At 70.5% G+C, this 23,758-nt stretch carries 19 protein-coding genes and 3 pseudogenes; 15 read left to right on the top strand and 7 right to left on the bottom strand.

All coding sequences use genetic code 11. The annotated features are described in order from the left end of the window. Positions 1 to 164: 164 nt before the first annotated feature. From OG747_RS39825 to OG747_RS39815, 3 genes are all read left to right on the top strand, one after another. Entirely contained in the window at positions 165 to 377 is a 213-nt protein-coding gene (locus tag OG747_RS39825; RefSeq protein WP_405884205.1) for a hypothetical protein, read from the top strand. Positions 378 to 509: 132 nt separating this feature from the next. Further along, positions 510 to 1,577, top strand: coding sequence for an ATP-dependent DNA ligase (locus OG747_RS39820; protein ID WP_405884204.1), 1,068 nt, complete (start codon positions 510 to 512; stop codon positions 1,575 to 1,577). A gap of 861 nt (positions 1,578 to 2,438) precedes the next feature. Further along, positions 2,439 to 3,161, top strand: a complete 723-nt coding sequence (locus tag OG747_RS39815; RefSeq protein WP_405884203.1) for a dienelactone hydrolase family protein — start codon at positions 2,439 to 2,441, stop codon at positions 3,159 to 3,161. A gap of 481 nt (positions 3,162 to 3,642) precedes the next feature. Here OG747_RS39815 and OG747_RS39810 read toward each other — a convergent pair whose 3' ends face one another. The 3 genes and pseudogenes from OG747_RS39810 to OG747_RS39800 all read right to left on the bottom strand — a co-directional run. After that, on the bottom strand, positions 3,643 to 4,413 hold the full coding sequence (locus OG747_RS39810) for a phytanoyl-CoA dioxygenase family protein (RefSeq protein WP_405884202.1): 771 nt from the start codon (positions 4,411 to 4,413) through the stop codon (positions 3,643 to 3,645). A gap of 217 nt (positions 4,414 to 4,630) precedes the next feature. Next, positions 4,631 to 4,912: pseudogene (locus OG747_RS39805) on the bottom strand (hypothetical protein); the annotation flags it as partial. Then, positions 4,909 to 5,954: pseudogene (locus tag OG747_RS39800) on the bottom strand (integrase); the annotation flags it as partial. The pseudogenes OG747_RS39800 and OG747_RS39805, both read right to left, overlap by 4 nt. 475 nt (positions 5,955 to 6,429) lie before the next feature. Here OG747_RS39800 and OG747_RS39795 point away from each other — a divergent pair. Continuing rightward, positions 6,430 to 7,131, top strand: coding sequence for a DUF4097 family beta strand repeat-containing protein (locus OG747_RS39795; RefSeq protein WP_405884200.1), 702 nt, complete (start codon positions 6,430 to 6,432; stop codon positions 7,129 to 7,131). 32 nt (positions 7,132 to 7,163) lie between these two features. Here the strand turns inward: OG747_RS39795 and OG747_RS39790 are convergent, their stop codons facing one another. Then, positions 7,164 to 7,835, bottom strand: coding sequence for a hypothetical protein (locus tag OG747_RS39790; RefSeq protein ID WP_405884199.1), 672 nt, complete (start codon positions 7,833 to 7,835; stop codon positions 7,164 to 7,166). A gap of 691 nt (positions 7,836 to 8,526) precedes the next feature. Here OG747_RS39790 and OG747_RS39785 point away from each other — a divergent pair. Beyond that, complete coding sequence (locus OG747_RS39785; protein ID WP_405885950.1) at positions 8,527 to 9,534, top strand: DUF3048 domain-containing protein; 1,008 nt, start codon at positions 8,527 to 8,529, stop codon at positions 9,532 to 9,534. Positions 9,535 to 9,875: 341 nt separating this feature from the next. Here OG747_RS39785 and OG747_RS39780 read toward each other — a convergent pair whose 3' ends face one another. Beyond that, positions 9,876 to 10,343, bottom strand: coding sequence for a MarR family winged helix-turn-helix transcriptional regulator (locus OG747_RS39780; RefSeq protein WP_405884198.1), 468 nt, complete (start codon positions 10,341 to 10,343; stop codon positions 9,876 to 9,878). Positions 10,344 to 10,609: 266 nt separating this feature from the next. Here OG747_RS39780 and OG747_RS39775 point away from each other — a divergent pair, with 266 nt between their 5' ends. From OG747_RS39775 to pcaD, 7 genes are read left to right on the top strand one after another with little or no spacing between them, the layout of a single operon-like run. Then, positions 10,610 to 11,392 carry a CoA transferase subunit A gene (locus OG747_RS39775; protein WP_405884197.1) on the top strand — a complete coding sequence of 261 codons (783 nt, stop codon included), beginning with the start codon at positions 10,610 to 10,612 and terminating at the stop codon, positions 11,390 to 11,392. Next, on the top strand, positions 11,392 to 12,039 hold the full coding sequence (locus OG747_RS39770; RefSeq protein WP_405884196.1) for a CoA transferase subunit B: 648 nt from the start codon (positions 11,392 to 11,394) through the stop codon (positions 12,037 to 12,039). The genes OG747_RS39775 and OG747_RS39770 overlap by 1 nt, the downstream gene beginning before the upstream one ends. Then, complete coding sequence (locus OG747_RS39765) at positions 12,036 to 13,244, top strand: thiolase family protein (RefSeq protein WP_405884194.1); 1,209 nt, start codon at positions 12,036 to 12,038, stop codon at positions 13,242 to 13,244. Before OG747_RS39770 ends, OG747_RS39765 begins: the two co-directional genes overlap by 4 nt. A gap of 10 nt (positions 13,245 to 13,254) precedes the next feature. After that, positions 13,255 to 14,025, top strand: a complete 771-nt coding sequence (gene pcaH, locus OG747_RS39760) for a protocatechuate 3,4-dioxygenase subunit beta (RefSeq protein WP_405884193.1) — start codon at positions 13,255 to 13,257, stop codon at positions 14,023 to 14,025. Then, positions 14,004 to 14,591: a protocatechuate 3,4-dioxygenase subunit alpha gene (gene pcaG, locus OG747_RS39755; RefSeq protein ID WP_405885949.1), complete on the top strand. Its 588-nt coding sequence runs from the start codon at positions 14,004 to 14,006 to the stop codon at positions 14,589 to 14,591. The genes pcaH and pcaG overlap by 22 nt, the downstream gene beginning before the upstream one ends. Continuing rightward, positions 14,588 to 15,937 (top strand): 3-carboxy-cis,cis-muconate cycloisomerase, encoded by a 1,350-nt coding sequence (gene pcaB, locus OG747_RS39750; RefSeq protein WP_405884192.1) that lies wholly within the window; start codon positions 14,588 to 14,590, stop codon positions 15,935 to 15,937. The genes pcaG and pcaB overlap by 4 nt, the downstream gene beginning before the upstream one ends. Next, on the top strand, positions 15,934 to 17,070 hold the full coding sequence (gene pcaD / locus OG747_RS39745) for a 3-oxoadipate enol-lactonase (protein ID WP_405884191.1): 1,137 nt from the start codon (positions 15,934 to 15,936) through the stop codon (positions 17,068 to 17,070). The genes pcaB and pcaD overlap by 4 nt, the downstream gene beginning before the upstream one ends. Positions 17,071 to 17,261: 191 nt before the next feature. Here the strand turns inward: pcaD and OG747_RS39740 are convergent, their stop codons facing one another. Continuing rightward, positions 17,262 to 19,943 carry an ATP-binding protein gene (locus OG747_RS39740; protein WP_405884190.1) on the bottom strand — a complete coding sequence of 894 codons (2,682 nt, stop codon included), beginning with the start codon at positions 19,941 to 19,943 and terminating at the stop codon, positions 17,262 to 17,264. Between the two features lie 278 nt (positions 19,944 to 20,221). Between OG747_RS39740 and OG747_RS39735 the strand changes: the two are divergent. The 3 genes and pseudogenes from OG747_RS39735 to OG747_RS39725 form a co-directional block, all read left to right on the top strand. Then, a pseudogene (locus OG747_RS39735) lies at positions 20,222 to 20,563 on the top strand (metabolite-proton symporter); the annotation flags it as partial. A gap of 4 nt (positions 20,564 to 20,567) precedes the next feature. Further along, complete coding sequence (locus tag OG747_RS39730) at positions 20,568 to 21,722, top strand: anhydro-N-acetylmuramic acid kinase (RefSeq protein ID WP_405884189.1); 1,155 nt, start codon at positions 20,568 to 20,570, stop codon at positions 21,720 to 21,722. A gap of 58 nt (positions 21,723 to 21,780) precedes the next feature. After that, positions 21,781 to 22,797, top strand: coding sequence for a DUF2510 domain-containing protein (locus OG747_RS39725; protein ID WP_405884188.1), 1,017 nt, complete (start codon positions 21,781 to 21,783; stop codon positions 22,795 to 22,797). A 167-nt stretch (positions 22,798 to 22,964) separates the two neighbouring features. Here OG747_RS39725 and OG747_RS39720 read toward each other — a convergent pair whose 3' ends face one another. Then, on the bottom strand, positions 22,965 to 23,579 hold the full coding sequence (locus tag OG747_RS39720; RefSeq protein WP_405884187.1) for a TetR/AcrR family transcriptional regulator: 615 nt from the start codon (positions 23,577 to 23,579) through the stop codon (positions 22,965 to 22,967). Positions 23,580 to 23,758 lie beyond the last annotated feature (179 nt).

Below are 23,758 nucleotides of genomic sequence, written 5' to 3'. Positions count from 1 at the left end.
GCTCTAACTCCGGCGGGGGCCGCTTGCGTTGTCGGCCGATCACTCTGCCGACAACTCCACTCCAGGGAATACTATGTTCCATCGTTAGGCGGTTAGACAGCTGGAAATTCGCCGCTCACTACGTAACATGAGGTTCCATGATTGACGATGGAACACTATGTGTCATGGATAAGCGATCACTGACGCAGCTTTCCCAGCGGTTCCGAGACGCCGAGGCGCGGACCGAGATCCTCCGGCAAGAGCTCGCGGCGGCGATCAGGCAGGCGGCGGCCGACGACGTCCCGCAGAAGGACATCTGCGAGGCCACCGGCTACACCCGCCAGCAGGTGCGTCGCATCGTCCTGGCCGGAGAGGAGACGGCGGCCAACGAGGCGTGACTGCCGCAGCCGCTGTCTCACACACATCTCACAGACCTGCGGTGAGACAGCGGCAAATCCCCAGGAACCGTGGACCCTGACGGCCTAAACGCGTAGCGAGCGGACACCATGGACGACTCGTAGAGTCGAAGCATGGATCTGCCGGTGATGCCGCCCGTGAAGCCGATGCTCGCCAAGTCCGTGGCGAAGATCCCGCCGGACATGCAGTACGAGGCGAAGTGGGACGGGTTCCGCGCGATCGTGTTCCGCGACGGCGCCGAGGTCGAGATCGGCAGTCGCACAGGGAAGACGCTGACCAGGTATTTCCCCGAGCTGGTGGAGGCGTTGCGGGGGCGGCTGCCGGAGCGCTGTGTGATGGACGGTGAGATCGTGATCGCCAGGGAGGGCCGGCTCGACTTCGACGCGCTCACCGAGCGCATCCACCCCGCCGACTCGCGGGTACGGATGCTGGCGGAGAAGACCCCCGCCTCCTTCGTGGCCTTCGATCTGCTGGCGCTGGCCGACGAGTCGCTGCTCGACGTACCCCTCGGCGACCGGCGCGCCCTGCTGACGATGGCCCTGTCCGGGGTGACCGCTCCGGTTCATCTGGCACCGGCGACCACGGACCGCGAGGTGGCGCAGCGGTGGTTCGAGCAGTACGAGGGCGCGGGCCTCGACGGAGTGATCGCCAAGCCGCTGACGCTGCGCTACCGGCAGGACGAGCGGGCCATGTTCAAGATCAAGCATGAGCGGACGGCGGATGTCGTCGTCGCCGGCTACCGCTTGCACAAGAGCGGGCCCGTCGTCGGTTCCCTGCTGCTCGGCCTGTACGACGACGGGGGCACCCTCCAGCACGTGGGGGTGAGCGCCGCCTTCCCCATGAAGCAGCGGGCGCAACTGGTGGAGGAGTTGGAACCGTTGCGCATGGAGGACGTCGGGCAGCATCCCTGGGCGGCCTGGTCGGACGAGTCGGCGCACGAGTCCGCGCGGCTGCCGGGCGCGCCCAGCCGGTGGTCGACGAAGAAGGACTTCTCCTGGGTGCCGCTGCGGCCCGAGCGGGTCGCGGAGGTGGCGTACGACCACATGGAGAACGGCGTCCGGTTCCGGCACACGGCCCGCTTCCGCCGCTGGCGCCCGGACCGGACCGCCGAGAGCTGCACCTACGGCCAGTTGGACGAGCCCGTCGGGTACGACCTCGCGGAGATCTTCTCTGTCAAGTGAGTGTGTTCAGCTCCGCAGGCTGCTCCGGGGCCAGGGACAAGAGCGGGCTGCCCCGGCATGAGAGCACTGGAGCGGTTATCTCGGGTGCTGGACAGCGTCGAGCCATGCTGGCCACGAAGACGTGTCCGACCGAGATGTCGCGGGACCGGCTGCGCGCGGCGGGCGGCGCGCATGATGGAGGTCTCTTCGACGCGGAACCGGGTGCCGGGTGTGCGGGTGGTACGGCGGATGAGGTGGCCGCCGCCGCGGGAGCACAGCTCGAGCAGGACTGGCCGACATCCGCAGGTGTGGGCCAGCACCCGGGCGGCCTCCATCCGGCCGGTGGCCTCGTGCCAGTCCAGCGGCACCGCCCGGGGCCGGGCGGGATTGGCGTGGGTGCCGTGGTCGTCCTCGCTGAACCGTTCGGCCTGCACCGGTCCCGGCCCGGCGGCATGGCCGGCTTCCCGGATCATGGTGGCGGAGGTCCGTGGTAAACGGGAGCCGGGGGCGCGCCCGGCCCACCACGGAGGCTCATGGCGGCGGCATCGGCAGCTGTACCAGGCCCGGGCCAAACCGTCCCTGACAGGGCTCCGCTTCCTACGTCCCGGCCTACACCACACCGTGACCACACAGGCCCGAAGCCCTTGACTACACGCCCTTGGCCTTTAGGCGAGTGGCTCCGTGGCATCCGGCCACGGAGCCTCCGCAAAAACCCGTTGGCGGACCACGGCGACCACTGCTACTTTTCCGGAGGCCGTGCGAGAGAACGAGGAGGTGGTACCCGTGAACGCAGTATCGACATGGGTGCTCCCCTCCGGGGTCACGGTCGGGCGATAGGTCGTCCGGGAGCGCCGTTCAAGCGCACTCCCGAAAGGCACGACCATGCGATTCACTTCCGAACAGCGCCTCGACAACGGCGTCCTCGAACGCGAATTCACCCTCGGCGAGATCCCCGGCACCCTGTGGACGCCTGAATCCGCCGCACCGGCCCCGCTGATCCTGATGGCCCACAACAACGGCCTGCCCAAGGGGGAAGCCCGGCTGGTGGCCCGGGCCCGGCAATCCGCGGCGTACGGCTACGCGGTGGCCACCATCGACGCCCCCGGGTGCGGTGACCGGCCCCGTTCCGCCGTCGATGAGCAGGCTCGCGCCGACCTCCGCCGGGCGATGCAGGCCGGCGAGCCGGTCGATGAGATCTTCGAGTCCTTCATCGGCCCGCTGGTCGAAAAGGCGGTCCCGGAATGGCGGACCACCCTGGACACCCTCCTTGCGCTGCCCGAGATCGGCGGCCCGGTCGGGTACTCGGGGTGGACCGCCGTCGGCATTCGGCTGGCGGTGGTCGAACCCCGCATCGCGGCCGCCGGTTTCTTCGCCGGGGGTTACGTGCCCCGCGCCCAGCGCGAGGAGGCCCGGCAGGTCACCATTCCGCTGCTGTTCCTGCTGCAGTGGGACGACGAAGGGAACCCCCGGCAGCGGGCCCTGGACCTGTTCGACGCCTTCGGCACCAAGGAGAAGACGCTGCACGCCAATCTGGGCGGGCACACCGGTACCCCGTGGTTCGAGATGGAGGACGGGAACCGATTCTTCGGCCGGCACCTGAAGTGAGACCGGGCCGTCAGGCCGGCAGCAGCCGGTAGGCGGTGTCGGCCAGGATGCCGCTCATCGAGGACAGGTCCCGGCCCTCCTCGATGGCGGTGGCCGGCAGATGCACAACCGCCCCGATCGCGGCGGTACCGGCCGGTCGGGGCGGCGCTCGGCCACCAGCGCCTCCATCAGCTGGGCCCACGCCGTGAGGCACTCGGCCCGTACCTTGCGGATCGCCGGGCAGGCGACCGACTCGACCACCAGCGCCCGGGCCGGGCCGGGCACAGTCCAGACGCCGGCACCGCGTCACCGCCAGTGACGCCACACACGGGCTCTACCCAAGGACCGGCCCGGACTCGTCCGCGCTCGTTACCGCTTCCACCCCTCGGGGCCACGCGACAACCCAGGATCCTTAAGAGTTCAGAGACGCTCAGCAACCCCATCAACACCCGACCGTTGAACACGAACCCCACCAATACCACGGCCGGCCCAGCAGCCGTGACTACCGGCCCAGGCCGCGGCGGATCGCCTGCTCGACCGGTGATGTCCCGTGGTCGACGTCGTACGGCTCGACCGGGTCCAGTGGCGGCTGGGCAAGGAACCGCGGTCGGGTGCCGTGGTGCGGTTGGGCGGCGTGCACCAGGAACGGGTGGCACAGGTAGACATCGCCGGGCTGGCCGGTGGCGAAGGCGATCGGGCGGTGCTCGGTTGCCGGTACGGCCCGCGTTGAGATCTCCATCATCGTGAGGCCGTCCTCACCGTAGGGCGCCAGCAGGGGTGCCACGTCGAAGTGCGAGCCAACCCGGATACGAGTGGGTGCGTCGTTCTCGTCAGCCTCGGAGAAGAGGAAGAGCATGAGCAGGGCCCGTCCTTTGGATGCCACGTTGACGCGGTAGCTGAAGTAGTCGCCCGGGTCGGCGTCGCCTTGGAAGCTCGCGTCGAGGTGCCATCCATCGTCGCCGGGTGGCGTGGCGCTGGGGAACCGGATCGGAAACGTTCCAAGGCCGTTGCGCGGCGCCCAGCGGCCCGGCCCAACCAGTTGGTCGAACGCCGCCGTCAGCCGCGGGCTGTTGGCCACGGCCCGGAACGGCTCTTCGGTATGCCCGTTGATCCTGATCACCGGTTTGGTCCAGGTGGCCGGGTCGTCGGGGGCGCAGCCGGTCTGCCCCCAGAGGATCGTCCGGCACTCAGCGGCCGCCTCCTCGGGGAACGCCTGCTCGACCTTGACGAAACCGTCCTCGATGAATTGGGTGACCTGCTCGTCCGTCAGCATGATCCCAGACTGCCAAGACCCAACTGCCGCAGGCGAACGGTTTTCAGGCGTACATCAGGATCTCAACCTGAACGTCACCCGTAGGCGCGGCAGGAAGAAAGCAACCACGCACGGTCAACAGCAGGGCGGGCCCCAAGGAGAACTGGCGACAGTTGAATACGCGAGCTCACCAGTCCCAAGGCCGGCCTCCCGCCAAGAAGGAAGCGGCGTACTTGCGAATTCGGGCCGCTTCCTTCGGGGCGGGAGGTTTGAGTTTGGTGACGGTTTCTCGGAGTCGCTTCTCGGTTTCCGGGATCTGCTGGGTTTCGTTGCGGACGCGTTCGTAGAACTCGTTTTTCAGGTCGGCGTGCCGCTTGACGATGGCCATGCGGTGGACATCGGCTTCGGCGGCGAGGGCGACGACGGTGAGGCTGCCGTTGGAGGCGGTGGCCTGTCCGGTCAGGAGCCGGTCCATGGCTTCGCGGATGCGGGTGCGTTCGCATTGGTGCTGCTGGTTCATGTGCGGGCCTCGGCGGTCTGGGCGATGGTGTCGTGGGCGTCTGCGGCAGCCCGGAGCTGGTTGGCGTTGGCTCGTAGTCGGTTGGCGATCCGGCCGGGGGCCCAGGAGGCCAACTGGTCGATCTCGTCGGCGCGTTCACGGAGCTGGCGGGCGTGGGTGTCGGTGCGGACCGTGTTGCCGCAGCCGGACTGACAGGCGTACTACCTGGGGGCGGTGGCGCCCGGGTCAGGTTCGCATAGCGCGTTGTCGTGCTTGAACGCGCAGATCAGGAACACGTCGGGGTTGTCGTAGAGCACGATGCCGTCCCGGGCTAGGAAGGCCGCGGGTTTCTTCGCGAACGTCCCGGGAACGATGCGGCCTTCGAAGCGGGGTGTATGGGCGGCGGCGGTGAGGGCCCGGCGGGTGGCAGGGCCGGAGATCTTCTCCCCGGCGGCGAGCCGGTCGCGGAGGCGGGCGGCGGTGTCGGCGGCAGCGAGGGCGGTCTCGATGTCGAGAACGCTGTGGAGGCCGCGGCGGCTGCGGCTCGCGTAGCCGCTGGAGGTGCGGGCGTCCAGGACGGTGCGCATGTGCCCGTACTGGATGGCGAGGGCGATCAGCCCACCGGGACGGCGGGCGGCAGGCCAGGCCAGGGACCGCCGGAACCGGGACATCCCGATCACTCCGTGCGGGTCCTCGGGGATGGTCTCGTCCGGCAGCCCTTGGGCGAGGGCTTCACAGTTGGCCCAGACGACGAAGGCGTCGATCCGTTGGTTCAGAGCGTGTCTCTTCAAGGCTCCGTGGTGGCCCCGCTGGAGGACGAAGTCGTGGTGGGCTGCGCCGAGGAGGAGCTCTCCCGGAGGGACCATGCGTTCGAGAACGCGGACAGCGTGGACGACGGGAGTGATGGCGGCCCAGGGGACCTTGCGTTCCTCGCCGGCGGAGACGTGGTGGCCGTCGGTGTTGGTGACGTTCTTGTAGTGGTGGCTGCGGATCAGGTGCCGCCCCGGGTGCCGTCGGGGTTGGGCTCGGGGTCCGGGCAGCAGCCAGACCGCAGTCCCTGTACTACTGGCGCGAGGGGGTTATTCCGACCGAGCGCTATTCCCCTCTTTCCTCTGTCCTGCCGGGGCCGAGGGCAGATCACCTTCGGTCCGTGTCCGGGCTCGGCCGGGGTGGGGCAGGAGGCAGGTTCGGTGGGGCAGCCGGTCGCAGCAGCCCGCTCCGGTAGAGCCCAGAAGTAAGTGCCGCGAGTTCCTCGACTTCGCACGTGTGTAACTGAACAAGAAGCGCGGCGCCACCCGGAAGTCGAGCACTTGCCGATCCGTAACATCATCCGACCCGAGAGCCTGCTGCCGAAGCCGGCATGCCGGCGGCTGTGGTCGCCGTCGAAGGTCAGCCCAGTCCTGGCGTTGGGGGGTTTTCCCCATCGTGGGCGGGACTGTGGCTGGGTAGGGTCGCATTGACTGATCACCGATTCAACTCGCTCCACACGGGGGAACTTCATGCGACACCCACAGACGCGCGTCCTTGCGGCACTGGCTTTGGCTGCTCTCACAGTCGGCGGGCTCTCCGCGTGCTCGGCTCTCGGCCAGAAGTCCTTCGAGGACGATGCCAAGGTGCCCCGGAAAGTCACCTCGATCCGTCTCGACAGCGGGAACGGCGGGGTGAAGGTGGACGCTTCAGCGGACATCTCCACGATCTCCGTGCACCGCAAGGTCAACTACCGTGGTGACAAGCCGAGTGGCACGTCGTTCAGCGTCGAGAACGGCGTCCTGGTGCTCTCCGGCTGCGGCAAGAACTGCGGCGTCGACTACGTTGTCAAAGTGCCGGCCGGTCTTCCGGTGGTGGGAGGCACGTCCAACGGTAGCCTCACACTGACCGATGTCGGCACAGTCGACGTGCACACGAGCAACGGCGAGATCGCGGTGAACAGCGCGACGGGCCCGGTGAAGCTGCGCACGTCCAACGGTGACGTCACCGTCAAAAACGTCAAGGGCGGCGACATCGACACGCAGACGTCGAACGGCGGGGTGACGATCCAGGCGGCCACCCCGCAGAACATCAAGGCCCGCACGACCAGCGGCAGCCTCACGGTCACGGCGCCGCCCGCCACGTACCAGATCTCGGCCAACGACTCCCACGGCGACAAGAAGGTGGCATTCGAGAACGACCCGTCAGGCAAGTACCGCTTGGAACTGTCGACAACGAACGGTGACTTGACTGTGAAGTCGGCAGGCCAGTGAGCTTCTTCAGAGTGGCCACTGATCACGGCCTTTCAGTCGCCGCTCTTTCGGCCCTTCCCTTTTCGGGCAGCTTCATCTTCGGCTCGTGCGGCGAGGTACTCGGCCCAGTCGCGTCTGGCGTAGGCGACCCAGCGGAGTGCGGTGTGGCGGTGCATCCCGGTCACGTCGGCGAGGACCGGGCTGGGGAGATCAGCGGCGAGGGCGGCCGGCGCCGCGTTGCGCGCGGTGCGAACCGGGATGCCGTGCCGGTTGATTTTCTGAGTCATGCCGTGCGTCGAGATCGGCTTGCCCGGGACCATGCCCGGGAAGAGCCACCGAGGGCCTGGGTGGACTCGCGAGAGCTGCGGCCGCAGCTGGGGTTGTTCGGCGAGGTGCCGAAGGAGCTCGGCGAGCCGTGGAGGTAGCAGGACGGGGTGGCGGCCCAGGACGAGGTGGGCGGCCTTGATCCACTGGATGGCGGGGAACGGTGAGGGAGCGTCCGCCAGCGCGGCCGCGAGCGGTTTCAGCTGCGGGGTGACCGTGCCGTCGGGCCCGGCCATCAGGGCGTTGACCCGCTCGGCAAGGACGCAGTGAGCGCATCGGCCACGACTGCGGGGGTTGCCGGCCCGACCGCACCGGCGGCAGGTGTGGTCGACGGCGAAGCCGACGCAGGGCCCGCAGACCTCGGCGCCCTGGTCGTCCCATGCGATCAGCGGCTGGACCATGCCGCAGCGAGGGCACTCGGCCGGTGACCGGAGCACGGCGGTGTAGCAGGTCATGCAGACCGGCCCGATCGGCCGTCGGGTGTTGACCGGCTTGGTCCGACCGCAGCGGGCGCACGGCTCGCCGGCGCGGTGACGCTGGTAGCAGGTGGCGCAGATCGGCTGACCCTGTTGATCGCGGCTGGTGCAGGGGCGGAGCCGGCTGCAGATCGAGCAGGTCGCCTCGGGGCCCTGGTAGCAGCCATCGCAGAGGTCGGGCGGCCCTTCACGCGCGTTGCGGGCGACGCGCTTGAGCTGTCCGCATCGACCGCAGAGCCGCCGTGGCCGGCGATGGAGATTGTAGCAGAGGTGACAGAGTGCCCCGTCGTCGTCAACGAGGGCGGCGGCTGCGGTCTCCCCAAGACACCCTCCGTCGGCAGCGTCCCCCCACCACCCCGGATCAGGCACCCACACCACACGCCACTTGCTCAACGAACACCTCTCCTGATGCTTGAACACGCTCAAGCATCAGAGAAGACGTCTTCGGGCCGCAGAACTGACTGCGCCGCCCCGTACAACCGACCAGCGGCCCGATCAGTCCAACAAGTGGGCTGATCAGCCCAACTCGGCGCCGCGAACAGAAGTGAGCGGGTATGGCCACCGATGAAGGTATGAAAACACAATCGATGGCACGGGACAGGGTGGCGCGGTGAGCATGCGACAGATGGCACGGATGCGGCGTGGCGCGATGACGGCGGCGCTGCTGACCGTCGCGGCGGCGGGCTCAGTGATGACGGGCTGCTCCTCGGGCGGCGGCGCGACCGACGACGGACGTGCCCCAGCGCCCAGCCGGAGCCAGGGGCAGGAACCGGGGCAGGGGCCGAGTCAAAGCCCCACCCCTACAGGCAGTGTCGGTTCCGTACTCGCCGTGAAGATCGACAATGTGGGTGCGGCTCGCCCGCAGACGGGTCTCGACGCGGCGGACGTCGTGTACGCGGAGCAGGTCGAGGGCGGCCTGAGTCGGCTGATGGCGATCTACGCGAGCAAGTTGCCGAAGGCCGTCGGGCCGGTGCGCAGTGCGCGCGAGTCGGACCTGGAGCTGCTGCGCCAGTTCGACAAGCCGACGCTGGCCTTCTCGGGCGCCCAGCACAAGTTGCTGCCGCTCATCGACAAGGCACCGCTGCACGCGGCCCCGCCCGAGCAGAACTCCGGCGCGTACTACCGCGGCGCGGACAAACCCGCCCCGCACAACCTCTACCTGCGCCCCCAGCGGCTGCTGCACTCCGCGCCGGGCGCCGCCGCGCTCACCACGGGGTTCCACTTCGGCACGGCCCCCGCGGGCGGCAGCACGGAGACCTCCCGCACGGTGCGCTTCCCCGCGGCCCGCTTCACCTTCGCCTGGTCCGCGAGCAAGCAGCGCTGGCTGGTGTCGATGGACGGGTCGCCGACGGTGACGACGGACGGAAAAAGAGTGGCTCCCGCGACCGTCGTCGTGCAGTACGTGAAGGTCCACAAGTCCAAGTACCACGACGTCCTCGGCAACAACACGCCGTACACGGAGACGGTGGGTTCGGGGACGGCGAAGGTACTGCGTGACGGCCGGGTCTTCGATGTGAACTGGGCGCGCCCGACCGCCACGGGCGGCACGGAGTTCACGACGACCGACGGTGCGCCGATGAACTTCGCGAAGGGGCAGGTGTGGGTGGTCTTCGCGGAGGCGTGAACGCGGAGATCGCCGGTCGCACTTCGGGGGCCTGCCAGGAGCGGTGCCCCAGCCGACGCTCGATTCCTTGAAGAGGGTCATCACCCCGGGCGTGGGATCGCCCGACGGAGGGCAGCCGGCGGCCGGCACGGCCCCGGCCCCACCGACGAGCCCGGCAAGCGCGGTGCGACGGGTGGGGCCTGTTGCGCGATCACGCGATACTCGGGTCACGCCGGCCGAACGTACGAGCCGCACCTCCGAGCCGCTCTCCGCAACACCCCCCGTTCCCCCGAACGGCGTCGCCCACAGTCCCTGGGGCCTCACCGGAGCGGAGGCACGCGTGTTGCCGACCTGCCGGAGTCCTACTGGCGTTGGGTGATAAGGGGTTCGGCCGGGTTCCGGAGTCCCTCCGCGGCGTCCGAGACACGCTGGATGAGATCGAAGAACACCGTCTGCTCCTCGGCGGAGAGCGGGGCCAGGAAGACCTGGTTCATCCGCGCCGTACGCACGGTCAGCTTGCGGTGCGTACGCATCCCGTCGTCGGTCAGACGCAGCAGAAAACGGCGGCCGTCCTGCGGGTCGCGCACCTTGTCGAGCAGGCCGCGACGGCTGAGCCGGCTGATGAGCTCGGCGATGGTGGACCGGTCCAGGCCCACCCGCTCCCCCACCGTGCGCTGGTCCAGGCCCGGCTCCGCGACCAGCGCGTTCATGACCGCGAACTGCGGCGAGGTGATCTCCTCGGAGACCATCGTGTTCCACAGCAGGTAGTGGGCCTGCTGCAGCCGCCGGGCCAGGTGCCCGGGGTGGGTGGAGAGGTCCACCGCGGCCATGTGCCCTCCAGGGGTCGCATGCGGGGATGTTTTCGTAGGTGCACTGAACAATACCGCCCGCACTTCTCTCCTGTCTCCCGCCGCCATCCAGCTCTCACCTGCGAGTTGACCCGGGGTCTTGACGACCGGACGCCCGAATGGCAGCGTGAGTGAAACCTTATAGAAATACTCAGTGCCCTGATTAATGGGTCCTGAGTGATGGACCCTGGTTGATGGACCCTGATTGATGGGGACGCGGGACGCTCGACGGAGATGGGGCTTCACGGATGGACAAGGTGGTTGCCACGGCCCTGGAGGCGGTGGCGGATGTGCCGGAGGGTGCGTCGCTCGCGGTGGGCGGGTTCGGGTTGAGTGGTGTGCCGAATGTACTGATCCAGGCGTTGTACGAGCGGGGTGTGTCCGGGCTGGGTGTGGTGTCCAACAACTGCGGGGCGATGGACTCGGGGCTGGCGGTGCTGCTCGCGGCGGGGCGGATCGCGCGGGTGACGGGTTCGTACATCGGGGCGAACAAGGAGTTCGCCCGGCAGTATCTGGCGGGTGAGCTGGAGGTGGAGATGATTCCGCAAGGCACCCTTGCCGAACGGTTGCGGGCGGGCGGTGCGGGGATTCCCGCGTTCTACACCCCGGCCGGGGTGGGGACGCAGGTCGCGGACGGGGGGCTGCCGTGGCGGTATGACGGATCGGGCGGGGTGGCGCTGGCCTCGCCGCCGAAGGAGGTGCGCGCGTTCGACGGTATGGAGTATGTGCTGGAGCGCGGAATCCGTACCGACTTCGCCCTGGTGCGGGCCGCGAGGGGCGACCGGCACGGCAATCTCGTCTTCAGCAAGTCCTCGCGGAACTTCAACCCGCTCGCGGCGATGGCCGGGCGGGTGACGGTCGCGGAGGTGGAGGAGCTGGTGGAGCCTGGGGAGATCGATCCGGACGCGGTGCATCTGCCGGGCATCTTCGTGCAGCGGGTCGTCGCGCTCACTGCGGAGCAGGCGAACGCCAAGATGATCGAGAAGCGGACGGTATCGGCGCCCGCGGCGGATGGAACGGTGAGCGAGTAATGGCCTGGACCCGTGAAGAAATGGCGGCGCGTGCGGCACGCGAGCTGCGCGACGGTCAGTACGTGAACCTCGGCATCGGCCTGCCGACGCTGATCCCCAACCACCTCCCCGCCGATGTCGAGGTGATCCTGGAGTCGGAGAACGGCATCCTCGGCACCGGCCCGTATCCCACCGAGGACCAGGTCGACCCGGATCTCATCAACGCGGGCAAGGAGACGGTCACGGTCCTGCCGGGTGCCTCGTACTTCGACTCGGCCCTGTCGTTCTCGATGATCCGCGGCGGGCACATCGACGTCGCCGTGCTCGGCGCGATGCAGGTCTCGGCGGACGGTGATCTGGCGAACTGGGCGATCCCCGGGAAGATGATCACGGGGATCGGCGGGGCGATGGACCTGGTCCACGGCGCCCGCACGGTCATCGTCGTCATGACCCACACCGCGAAGGACGGCTCGGCGAAGATCCTTCAGGAGTGCGCGCTGCCGCTGACCGGGAAGGCCTGCGTCGACCGGATCATCACCGACCTCGGTGTCCTGGACGTCACCGATGACGGGCTGGTGCTGGTGGAGACCGCACCCGGCGTCACCGTCGAGGAGATCGTGGCGAAGACGGCCGCAAAGGTCCGTATCCCCGAGGAGATCCAGTCATGAGTCTCAAGGACGTCTACATCGTCGATGCCGTACGGACGCCGATCGGCAGGTACGGCGGGGCGTTGGCCCCGGTCCGCCCGGACGATCTTGCCGCGCACGCCATCCGTGCACTCCTCGCCCGCACCCCGGACCTGGACCCCGCCCGGATCGAGGATGTGTACCTCGGCAACGCCAACGGTGCCGGTGAGGAGAACCGCAACGTCGCCCGTATGGCGGGTCTGCTGGCCGGCCTGCCCACCTCTGTTCCCGGTGTGACGGTCAACCGGCTGTGCGCCTCGGGACTGGAGGCCGTCGTCCAGGCCGCCCGGGCCATCGCGGTCGGCGACGCCCACATCGCGCTGGCGGGCGGTGTCGAGTCGATGACCCGCGCCCCCTACGTCCTGCCCAAGAACGACCGTCCCTTCCCGGCCGGACATGCCGAGCTGTACTCCACCACCCTGGGCTGGCGCATGGTCAACCCGCGCATGGACCCGCAGTGGACCATCCCGCTGGGTGAGTCCGCCGAACTCATCGCGGACAAGCACAAGATCAGCCGTGAGCAGCAGGACGAGTTCGCCCTCGCCTCCCACCGCAAGGCCGCCCAGGCCCAGACGGACGGCCTCTTCGAGCCCGAGATCGCCCCTGTGACGATCCCGCAGCGCAAGGGCGACCCGGTCCTGTTCGGCGCGGATGAATCCGTACGCGCCGACGCGTCCCTGGCGGCCATGGCCCGCCTCAAGCCGTCCTTCCGCACCGAGCACGGCACCGTCACCGCGGGCAACGCCTCGCCCCTGAACGACGGCGCCGCCGCCCTGCTCCTGGTCGACGAGGAGGGCCTGAAGGCCACCGGCCGTGAACCCCTCGCCCGGATCTCCGCGACCGGTGTCTCGGCCATCGAACCCCAGTACTTCGGACTCGCCCCCGTCGAAGCCGTCACCCGCGCCCTCACCAAAGCGGGCAAGACCTTCGACGACCTGTCCGTCCTGGAACTGAACGAAGCCTTCGCCGCCCAGGTCCTCGGCTGTGTGGCCGAGTGGCCCGAGTTCGATCCGGCGATCCTCAACCCCCAGGGCGGCGCGATCGCCCTCGGACACCCCCTCGGCGCCTCCGGAGCCCGCCTCGCCGGCACCGTCGCCCACCAACTCACCCGCAAAGGCGGCGGAGTCGGTATCGCCACCCTCTGCATCGGCGTCGGCCAGGGTCTCGCCCTCGTCCTCGAACGGTAGGAAGTCGGCCATGGCTCTCACTCAGTCGGACATGGACGTCGAGATCAAGGATCTTCAGGACGCGTACGACAAGGCGGTCGCCGGTGGCGCGCCGGTACGGCACCACCCGTCGCGCGACTACGCCCCGTACCGCAGTTCCCTGCTGCGCCACCCCAAGCGGCCGCTGGTCGCCATCAACGGCGGCGACCCGGAGACGGTCGAGCTGTCGGGTCCGGTGTTCGGCGTCACCGACATCACCGAGATCGACAACGACCTGACCCTCCAGCACCGGGGCGAGCCGATCGGTGAGCGGATGACCGTCTCGGGTCGGCTGCTCGACCGCGACGGCCGTCCCGTGCGCGGCCAGCTCATCGAGATCTGGCAGGCCAACGCCGCCGGCCGTTACGCCCATCTGCGCGAGCAGCACCCGGCACCGCTCGACCCCAGCTTCACCGGTGTCGGGCGGACCCTGACGGACGATCAGGGCCGGTACAAGTTCATCACGATCAAGCCGGGCCCGTATCCGTGGGGCAACCACACCAACGCGTGGCGGCCCGCACACATCCACTTCTCGGTCTTCGGTACGGCGTTCACGCAGCGGCTGGTGACGCAGATGTACTTCCCGAGCGACCCGCTGTTCCCGTACGACCCGATCCTGCGGTCCGTGACGGACGAGGCGGCCCGCGACCGTCTGATCGCCACCTACCACCACGATCTCTCCCAGTCCGGGTTCTCCATGGGCTACGAGTGGGACATCGTCCTCGACGGTCCCTCCGCCACCTGGATCGAGGAAGGCCGTTGAACTTGACCGAGCGATTGCTCCCCACTCCGTCCCACACCATCGGCCCCTTCTACGGCCACGCGCTGCCCTTTCCCGGCGGTGGACAGATCGCGCCGCAGGGTCACCCCGACGCGATCACTCTGCACGGGTACGTGCTCGACGGCGCGGGCAAGGTGATCCCCGACGCCCTCCTGGACTTCTGGCAGGCGGCGCCCGACGGCTCCCTCAAGGGTGCCCCCGGCTCGATGCGCCGCGACCCGTCGACGGGCGGCTTCCTCGGCCGCAACGGCGTCGACTTCACGGGCTTCGGCCGGGTCTCCACGGACGCCGACGGTCGGTACGCGCTGCGTACTCTGCCGCCGGGCAACTCCGGGCTGCCGTACATCAGCGTGTGCGTGTTCGCGCGGGGCCTGGTGCACCACCTCTTCACCCGCGCGTACCTCGCCGACGGCGCCGACCCGCTGCTCGACTCGCTCCCGGCCGATCGGCGCGCCACGCTGATCGCGGCCGAGGGCGCGAACCGGACGTACCGTTTCGACATCCGCCTTCAGGGCGAAGGCGAAACGGTCTTCCTGGAGTTCCGGTGACAACTGCCGACCCCGTCGATTCCACGTCCGGGTGCGACGGGGACGCCGGCCTGCTCGCCCCCGGGTGGGTGGGCTCCCCCGCGGCCTCCGCGACCTCGGACGGTGCGCTGCTGGGGGCGCTCCTCGACGCGGAGGCCGCGCTGACCCGTGCTCAGGCGGGACTCGGGCTCGCCCCGGCCGCGGCGGCGTCGGCGGCGTCCGCCGTGGCCGCGGCGGATCTCGACGTCCGGTCGATCGCGCTGCGCTCCCGAGGCGGCGGCAATCCGGTGATTCCGCTGGTCGCGGATCTGACGGCGGCGGTCGGCAGGGAGTACGGGCCGTACGTCCACCGGGGCGCGACCAGCCAGGACATCCTGGACACGGCGCTGATGCTGGTCGCCCGTCGCACGCTGGACCTGGTCCTGGCGGATCTGGAGCGGACGGCGCGAGCGCTGGGCCGACTCGCCGCCGCGCACCGGGAGACGGTGATGCCGGGCCGGACCCTCACGCAGCACGCCGTACCGACGACCTTCGGGCTGAAGGCGGCGGGCTGGCGGTCGCTGGTGCTGGACGCCCGGGATCGGCTCGCGAGTGTCCGGCTTCCCGTCCAACTGGGCGGCGCCGCCGGGACGCTGGCCGCCTTCATCGCGTTCGGCGCCGAGGATCCGGGGGCCCTCGTGGCGGCGTACGCCCGTGAACTCGGGCTTTCTGAACCGACGTTGCCCTGGCACACCCTGCGGACACCGATCGCCGATCTGGCCGGCGGACTGGCCTTCACGGCCGGGGCCCTCGGCAAGATGGCGGCCGACGTGCTCACCCTCTCCCGCACGGAGATCGCCGAAGTCTCGGAGGGGAGCGGTGGCGGCTCGTCCGCCATGCCGCACAAGGCCAACCCGGTGGCGGCCACCGTGATCGCCGCCTCCGCGCGGCGCGCGCCGGGGCTCGCCGCCACGCTCTACGGGTCGATGGTCGCCGAGGACGAACGGCCGGCCGGTGCCTGGCACGCCGAGTGGGAGCCGCTGCGCGACCTGCTGCGGCTGGTCGGCGGCGGCGCCCGAAACGCGGTGGAACTGGTCGAGGGACTCCGGGTGAACGCGGACGCCATGCGTGCGCACCTCGGTCTCACCCATGGGTTGATCGTCTCCGAGCGCCTGGCCGTCGAGCTCGCTCCCGTGCTCGGGCGGGCCCGCGCCAAGGAGCTCCTGACGCGGGCAGCCGAGCGTGCCGTCGCCGAGAACCGGCCCCTCGTGGACGTGCTCGGCGAGGAGCCGGAGCTCAGGGAACTCGACCTCGTGGACCTCACCGACCCCACCCGCTACACGGGCTCCGCGGGAGCCCTCACCGACCGTGCTCTGGAGCGAACGTGACCCGGGAACTGCTCAACCACGTCGCCGAGGGCCCCGAGACCGCTCCCCCCTTGCTCCTCGGGCCCTCGCTCGGCACGTCGTACGCCCTGTGGGACCAGGTCGCGCCCGAGCTGTCCGTCACCCACCGGGTGGTTCGCTGGGATCTGCCCGGCCACGGGGGGTCGGCGCCGGATCTGATCGGGCCCGGCGCGACCGTCGGCGACCTCGCCGCGCTGGTACTCGCGCTCGCCGACTCGCTCGGCATCGACCGGTTCGCGTACGCGGGCGTCTCGCTCGGCGGCGCGGTCGGCCTGCACCTCGCCGTCCACCACCCCGAGCGGGTGTCCGCCCTCGCCGTCATCTGCTCGTCGGCCCACTTCAACGGCTCCAAGCCGTGGGAGGAGCGCGCCGAGCTGGTACGCCGGGAGGGCTTGGCCGCGCTCGCGGAGAACGCGAACTCCCGCTGGTTCACGCCCGGTTTCACCGTGCCGCGGTTGGTCGAGGACCACCGGAACGCGGACCCGGAGGCGTACGCCGCCTGCTGTGACGCCCTCGCCGCCTTCGACCTCCGCGACCGGCTCCCCGGCATCTGCGCGCCCACCCTGCTGATCGCGGGCCGCCAGGACCCTGCGACGCCGCCCGCCCATCTGCGGGAGATCGCGGACGCTGTGCCGGGTGCCGCGCTCGTCGAGCTCCCGGGAGCCTCGCACCTGGCGCCCGCCCAGTGTCCGGGGGCGGTCCTGACGGCGCTGCGGGCCCACTTCGACGGGGGCGCCAAGCGGGGCATGGAGGTGCGCCGCGAGGTGCTGGGCGACGCGCACGTGGACCGCGCGCAGGCCCGGCAGACCCCCTTCACCGCGCGCTTCCAGGACTTCATCTCGCGCTACGCCTGGGGCGAGATCTGGACCGACCCGACGCTCGCGCGCCGTGAACGCAGCATGATCACGCTGACGGCGCTGGTGGCACACGGCCACTACGACGAGCTGGCCATGCACGTCCGGGCGGCGCGCCGCAACGGGCTGACGCCGGAGGAGATCGGCGCCGTACTGCTGCAGACGGCCGTGTACTGCGGTGTTCCGGCGGCGAACTCGGCGTTCGCGACGGCCCAGCGGGTGCTCGCCGAGGAGGACGGCGTCGACGGCGCCGCAGGGTGATCCTGCTGGTGGTAGCCGTCAAGGTGGGTACTTCGACGGTACGAGTCCGGCGCGGGCGCACGAGGGGACGTACGACCGGGAGGTCTGGAAGCGTCTGGGGACGCTGACGGACCAGCTCCTCGAAGGCTGGCCCGCGAACTCCCCGAAGGCAGAGCCGCGAAATCCCCGAAGGGCGACCGACACCGACGGGGCTACCTCAGGCCCCTCCCCGTCGCCAAGACCTCCTCCGCCCTCGCCGCCAACCCGTCCGCCCCGCATGAGCGCGCCAGCGTCAGGCCCTTGTTGAGCTCGGAGACCGAGCGCGCGGCGATGCCGTACTCGACGCGGGCCGCCGCGTGTTCGTACTGGCAGGGTGACGCCTCCAGGTAGGTGACGGCCTGGGCGGCCAGGCGTACCGCGCGCCGGCCCGATTCGAGGGCCGCCGCGCAGCGCAGGGCCTCGCCGATCGCGGTGTCCGTGCCGAGACGCTCGGCCTGGCGGCGGGCGTCGGCGGCCAGTGCGGCGGCGCGCGCCGGGTCCTGCGAGGCGAGCGCGCGGGCGAGGTCGATCGCCCAGGGCGCCAGCACCGTGTTGTGGTGGCCCCGTGCGGCGGCGGCCTTCTCGGCGGCCTCGAGTTCGTTGATGCCCTCCTTGACACGGCCGACGGCGAGCAGCAGCCGGCCGCGTACCGAACGGGTGTCGGGCAGCACGATGGTGGACGGGTACGGCGGTGCGAAGCCGTACTGCTCGGCGATCGCCCAGGCCTCCTGGACGTCACCGCGGGCGAGCAGCGTGTCGACGAGGTTGCAGGTCGCGGTCCAGTACAACGGCAGCCCGCGCCCGACCCGCTCGGCGATGCGCAGCGATTCACGCAGGGCCGTCTCCGCCTCCCGGAGCCGACCGCGCCTGCGGTGTCCGAGACCGACGTAGGCGTGCGCGAGGGCGAGATGGCCGCCGCTCCACCCGGCCGCCTCGTAGGTGCGCAGGGCCTCCGTGTAGAGGCTGTCGGCCCGGTCGAGCCGGTCCGCGTAGGCGTACGCGTTGGCCAGCATCAGCAGCAGTTCGACGCCCCACTCGGTGTCGGTCCAGCCGAGTCCGGGTGCGAGGCGGCCGTTGACGAGGGCGCGGTCGCAGAGTTCCACGACCTCCTCGGCGCTCTCCCCGCGGGTCATCGCGTCGAAGCCGCGCAGGATGAGCAGCGCGCGCTCGGAGTTGTCGCGTCCGGTGCAGGTCTTGACGAGCTCGGCGAGGCTCCGGGAGCGCCCCGGGACGTGCTCGTCACCCGCGTGGAGGCCCTCCCACATGTAGTGCACGGCCTGCAGCCGCATCCGGGCGGGGCCCGGGGCGAGCCGGGCGGCCTCCGCGTCGACCGTGCGGACGGCCTCGTCCAGTTGGTCGTTGTGGACCAGTGCCTGGGAGAGGCGGAAGACGGCGTCCACCCGCAGATCACCTTCGAGGCCGGCCTGGTCGAGTGCGGCGCGCAGATGGTTGATCGTGGTGGAGGGCGCGGTCAGGAGGGTGGCGCAGCCCAGTTCGTAGAGCACGCGCGCGTGGACCTCCGGCAGCGGCGGCTCCTTGAGCGCGCGCTCCAGGCAGCGCCGGGCCGCGTCGGGTGCGCCGACGGCGAGGTGTTCGCGGGCGGCCTCACGCAGCTGCTCGACGAGTTCGGGGTCGTCGTCCGGGTGTACTTCGAGGAGGTGGCGGGAGGCGGCAGCGGCTCCGCGGCCCGACTCGGTGACCGCCCACGCGGCCTGGCCGTGCATCGCGGTGCGCAGCGCGTCGGGGATCGAGCGGTAGACGGCGCTGGCGATGAGAGGGTGCACGAACTCCAGGTCGCCGCTCGTCAGTTGGCGGTTCGCGGGTTCGGTCTCGGTGAGGATGCGGGCCGCGCCGAGCAGTTCGGCGCAGCGCACGGCCTCGTCGCGCTGCATTCCGGCGAGCTGGGCGGCGAGGTCGAGGGAGATGCCGGTGCCGAGGATCGCGGCCGCCCAGGCGAAGCGGGTGGCATCGATACCGAGCCCTTCGAGGCGGGCGACGAGTCCACGGCCGCGTGCCGAGCGGTTCAGGGCGCGCAGTTCGGCGGCCGAGGCCTCGACCGGTTCCAGCTCACTGTCCTGCACCTTGGCGAGGAGTTCGACGGTCTCGTAGGGATTGCCGCCGGTGACCGCCCACACCTCGCGGCAGAACGGGGCGTCCGCATGCTCCCCGAGCGTGACGCGGGTCAGCCCGGCGGTGGCGTCGGGGGTCAGCGCGCTGAGCGTGACGATCGGGCGGGCCGCGGCGACGACGGCGTCGAGCTGGCGGGCCCGCTCACCACTGACGTCGCCGGGCCTGCGGGCGACCACGACGAGGACGGACAGATCGTCGAGGCGCTCGGCGAACGCGGCCAGCCACTGCAGGGTCTCCTGGTCGGCCCAGTGCGCGTCGTCGACGATCAGGACGAGCGGCCACTCGCTCTTGGCCAGCCGCCGCGCCGCCGCGACCAGTCCGTCGCACACGCCCTGCGGGTCGGCCTGGCGGTCGCCCGGAGCGGCGATGCCGAGCGCGGGGCCGGCGATGTCGTACCAGTCGCCCAGGTATTCGCGGACCTCTTCGGGCATCAGCGAGACCATGGCGGGCTGGAGGAGTTGCCGCATGACGTTGAAGGGGACGGAAGTGACGGTCTCGCCGCCGCGGGCCGACCACACCGCGCAGCCGTGGGCCTCCGCGATCCGGCGGGTCTCGGCGAGCAGCGCGGTCTTGCCGATGCCCGCCTCGCCGCTGAACACCAGCAGACTGCCCGAGGACGAGGCGTCCGCGCGCAGGGCCTTGACGGCCGCCACGACATCGGCGATCTCCGCCTCGCGCTCCCACAGGGAGGCCGAGGGGGCCGGTCCCGACCGTGCCTCCGTCATGCCGCTACCTCCCCAGGTCGCCCGTACGACGTACAGGCATCGAGCCTAGCCGCCGGGAAGCCGAAGTGGAGGCGGGTCGGTACGCCTGTGGCCGAGATGGGTGACGGGAGGTGTCCGGGGGCGACGCGGCAGGGCGCCGACCTGCCGTGGTGAAAGTTATCGACAGTCAAAAGCCCGCAAAATGACGCTAATTTTCCACCACTGAAAGGCCCCCACAGGCACCCGCGAGCGCCCACGGGCGCCGACACGGCTCCGGGAGGAACCCATGAGCGCCCTTCAATCTCCTTCAGAACACCGGGACTTCGAACGCGCTGAACGGCGTCGCCGTGTGCGGTGCGGGTGCCGTCGTCGGGCTGATGGCGGGGCCGGGGCCCGCGATGCTCGCCGGGATGTTCTCCACGAGCGTCCGCCACACCGGGCTGGGACTCGCCTACGCCCTGTCCAATGCCGTGTTCTCGGGCTGCGCCGGCCTCATCATCACCGAGACGGTCAAGCGGACCGGAAACGTGGACATCCCCGCGTACTACGCGGCGGCGGCGTGCGCCGTCAGCGTGCTCGCCCTGGCCACGCTCCGCGAGGAACGAGGGCAAGAAGAGAACCGAGCGAGTCAAGGGAGTTGAGCACGTGCGGGTGATCGGCCTGATGTCCGGGACGTCCTACGACGCGATCGACGCGGCGGCGGCCGAGCTGACCCTGGACGGCGACAGCCTGGTTCTGCGGCCGCTCGGACTGGTCAGCGAGGCGTACGACGGCGCACTGCGCGACGCCCTCGCCGCGGCGCTGCCCCCGGCGGCCACCACGCTGGCCGAGGTGTGCCTGCTGGACACCCGGATCGGCCAGGCCTTCGCGGCGGCGGCCGTGCGCGCCGACCGCGAACTGTGCGACGACGGCGCCGAGTTGATCGCCTCGCACGGGCAGACCTGCTATCACTGGGCCGAGGGCGGCACGGTGCACGGCACGCTGCAGCTCGGGCAGCCCGCGTGGATCGCCGAGGCGACCGGGCTGCCGGTGGTCGCCGACTTCCGTCCGCGGGACATCGCCGCCGGCGGCCAGGGCGCGCCCTTGGTGAGCCTGGTCGACCTGCTGTGGCTGCGCGGCAGGGCGGGCACCCCGGTCGCGCTGAACCTCGGCGGCATCGCGAACCTCACCGCGTCGGACGGCACCGCCTTCGACACGGGGCCCGCGGGCGCCCTGATCGACGCGGCCGTGCAGGGGCTGAGCGGCGGGCGCCTGCGCTACGACGTGGACGGCGCCCTCGCCGCCCGCGGCACCGTCCACGCACCGCTGCTGGAGCGCCTGCTCGCGGAGCCGTACTACGCGCTGCCCGCGCCCAAGACGACCGGCAAGGAGCTCTTCCACCTCGGCCATCTGCGCGACGCCCTGTCCGGGTTCGGCACGCTCACCGCCGAGGACGTCATCGCCACCCTCACCCGGCTCACCGCCCGCACGGTGGCCGACGCCGTGCGCTCGGTCGGCGCCACGGAGGTGATCGCCTCCGGCGGCGGCACCCGCAATCCGGTGCTGATGGCGATGCTGGGCCAGGAGCTGGCGGGGCCGGCGCTGCGCACCTCCGACGCGTTGGGGCTGCCCTCGGCCGCCAAGGAGGCGTATGCCTTCGCTGTGCTGGGTTTCCTGACCCTGCACGGGCTCACGGGCACCGACCCGGTGAGCACCGGCGCCCGGCACCCGAGTGTGCTCGGCTCGATCACACCGGGGCGGGACGGGCTGAGGCTGCCGCCGCGGGCGAAAGAGGCGCCGGTGCGGCTGATCCTGCAATAAAGCTCCCGGATCTGATCCCTCTCATCCGCCTTTCACCCAGGACTCATACGGTGGGCCCATGACGCAGGTGACTCCTCCCGGTTGGTATCCCGACCCCGGGCAGACAAGTGACAGTCCCGCCACCGAACGCTGGTGGGACGGCAGGACATGGACGGACCGGACCCGCCCCGTCGGGTCGGCCGCCGCATGGGGTCCCCCGACGCACCCGCCGGCGGCCGGACCGTATCCGGCGCTCGCTCCGGGCGCCCCGCGGCGCGGGTTGCGCACGGGCATAGCCGTGGCCGCCGCGATCGCGGTCCTCGCGGGCATCGGGGGCGGTGTGTACGCCCTGACCAATAACGACGGCAACAGCGGGAACAGCGCCAATTCCCAGGGGTCAGGCGGGCAGAACGGCCAGGGCGGATTCGGCGGGCAGGGCGGCAACGGCGGCCTCGAAGGCGGACCGGGCGGCGCTCCCGGGGGCTCCGGGGGCTCGGGCGGTTCCGGCGGTTCCGGGGGCCAGACCCCGGCGCCGGGCCAGTCCGCGCAGCCGCAGATCGAGGACGGCTACGCCACCGATCTGCTCAGCGGCATCAGCATCCCGGTGCCCGACAACTGGAGCGGCGGGAGCACCACGACGGGTGCCGTGCTGTCGACCAAGGACACCTACAAGTGCCCCGGCGACACCAAGCAGGACTGCCAACGGGGCGGGGCCTACTCCGCGTCCGCGCAGGCGCAGAAGCTGAAGTCCACCACGGCCGAGGCGGCGGCCAAGGAGGACATCTCCAAGAACGCCAAGGAGTCCTACGGCAAGGGCTACGGCACCATCACCTCGCACACGGAGCTCGCCTCCAAGGCGGTCACCGTGGCCGGCGAGAAGGGCTATCTCGTCCGCTGGAAGGTCGTCACCAGCAAGGGTGACGACGGCTACGTCGAGTCACTGGTCTTCCCGTCCCCCGCCGACTCCAAGTCGCTGGTCGTCGTCCGCTTCGGCATCGACGTCAGCTCCAAGGCGCCCAAGGAATCCGTGATCGACGACATCACCAAGGGCATCAAGGTGGCGTCCGGGGTGAGTGGCAACGGGCAGAACGCCTAGCCCGCAACCCGTAAGTCCGTCAGAGCCCCGGACATGTCTCGGCCGGGTGGGGCGCCCCTCCGCTCAAGAGGAACCCCACCCGGCCGGGGGGTGCGCGCCGCCCCCGTCCCCACGGTGCGGCGCGAGCAGGCCGACGTCCGGTCATCCCGCGGACGGCGGCCTGAGTCTCAGGTCAGGCCAAGGGCGGGAATCACGACCGCGTCCACGAATTGTGTGAGATACGCCGCATCGGCTTCCTTACCCTCCAGAACCGGGCGTACGCGGGCAACCCCGAACAACTGCGCGGGAACGAACTCCAGCGCCGGGTGGTCGGCGGCGATCTCCCCTCGCTCGACCGCGCGGCCGAGGATCTCCCGGACCGAAGCGATCTCGGGCTCGACGAGCGCGTCGCGCAGCGCGACCCGTAGCTCCTCGTCCTGCATGACGGCATGGCCGAGCGCCTGGAGCAGCTGGTTGTCGGGGCCCGACCAGTTGCCCGCGGCGCGCGCCATGGCGCGCAGGTCCCCGGCGAGCGAGCCCGTGTCGATGCCCGTGAACTTGGGACAGCGGCTGGCCCGCAGCGCGGCCGCCACGAACTGGGGCTTCGTCTTCCACTGCCGGTAGAGCGTGGACTTGCTGCACCGGGTGCTGGTGGCCACACCCTCCATGCTGAGCGAGTCATAACCGCACTCGCGGATCTGCTCGAGCGCGGCGTCGTAGAACTCCTGCTCACGCTCAGGCGTGATCTTGGAGCGGCGCGAGGCGACGACCGTCTCCGGTCCGTCCGCAGCCTGCGACGTCATGGCTCTTCTCCTCGCTCGTGTAGGTGGTCCGCTTCACACAGTCTAATCGATACGCCAGTGTACCGGTACGGTCACGTATCGGTACGGTCACGTATCGGTACACCGACGTATCGGTACACCACCGTATCGGTACACTCTCGTATCGATGAGCCTTGGACAAGACCCACTCCTCTGTCGAG

Origin of the sequence: Streptomyces sp. NBC_01384, assembly GCF_045040035.1 — a bacterium.
GTDB lineage: Bacteria > Actinomycetota > Actinomycetes > Streptomycetales > Streptomycetaceae > Streptomyces.
The sequence above is the reverse complement of the archived record's forward strand: the minus strand, read 5'-3'. Positions and strand labels throughout refer to the sequence as shown.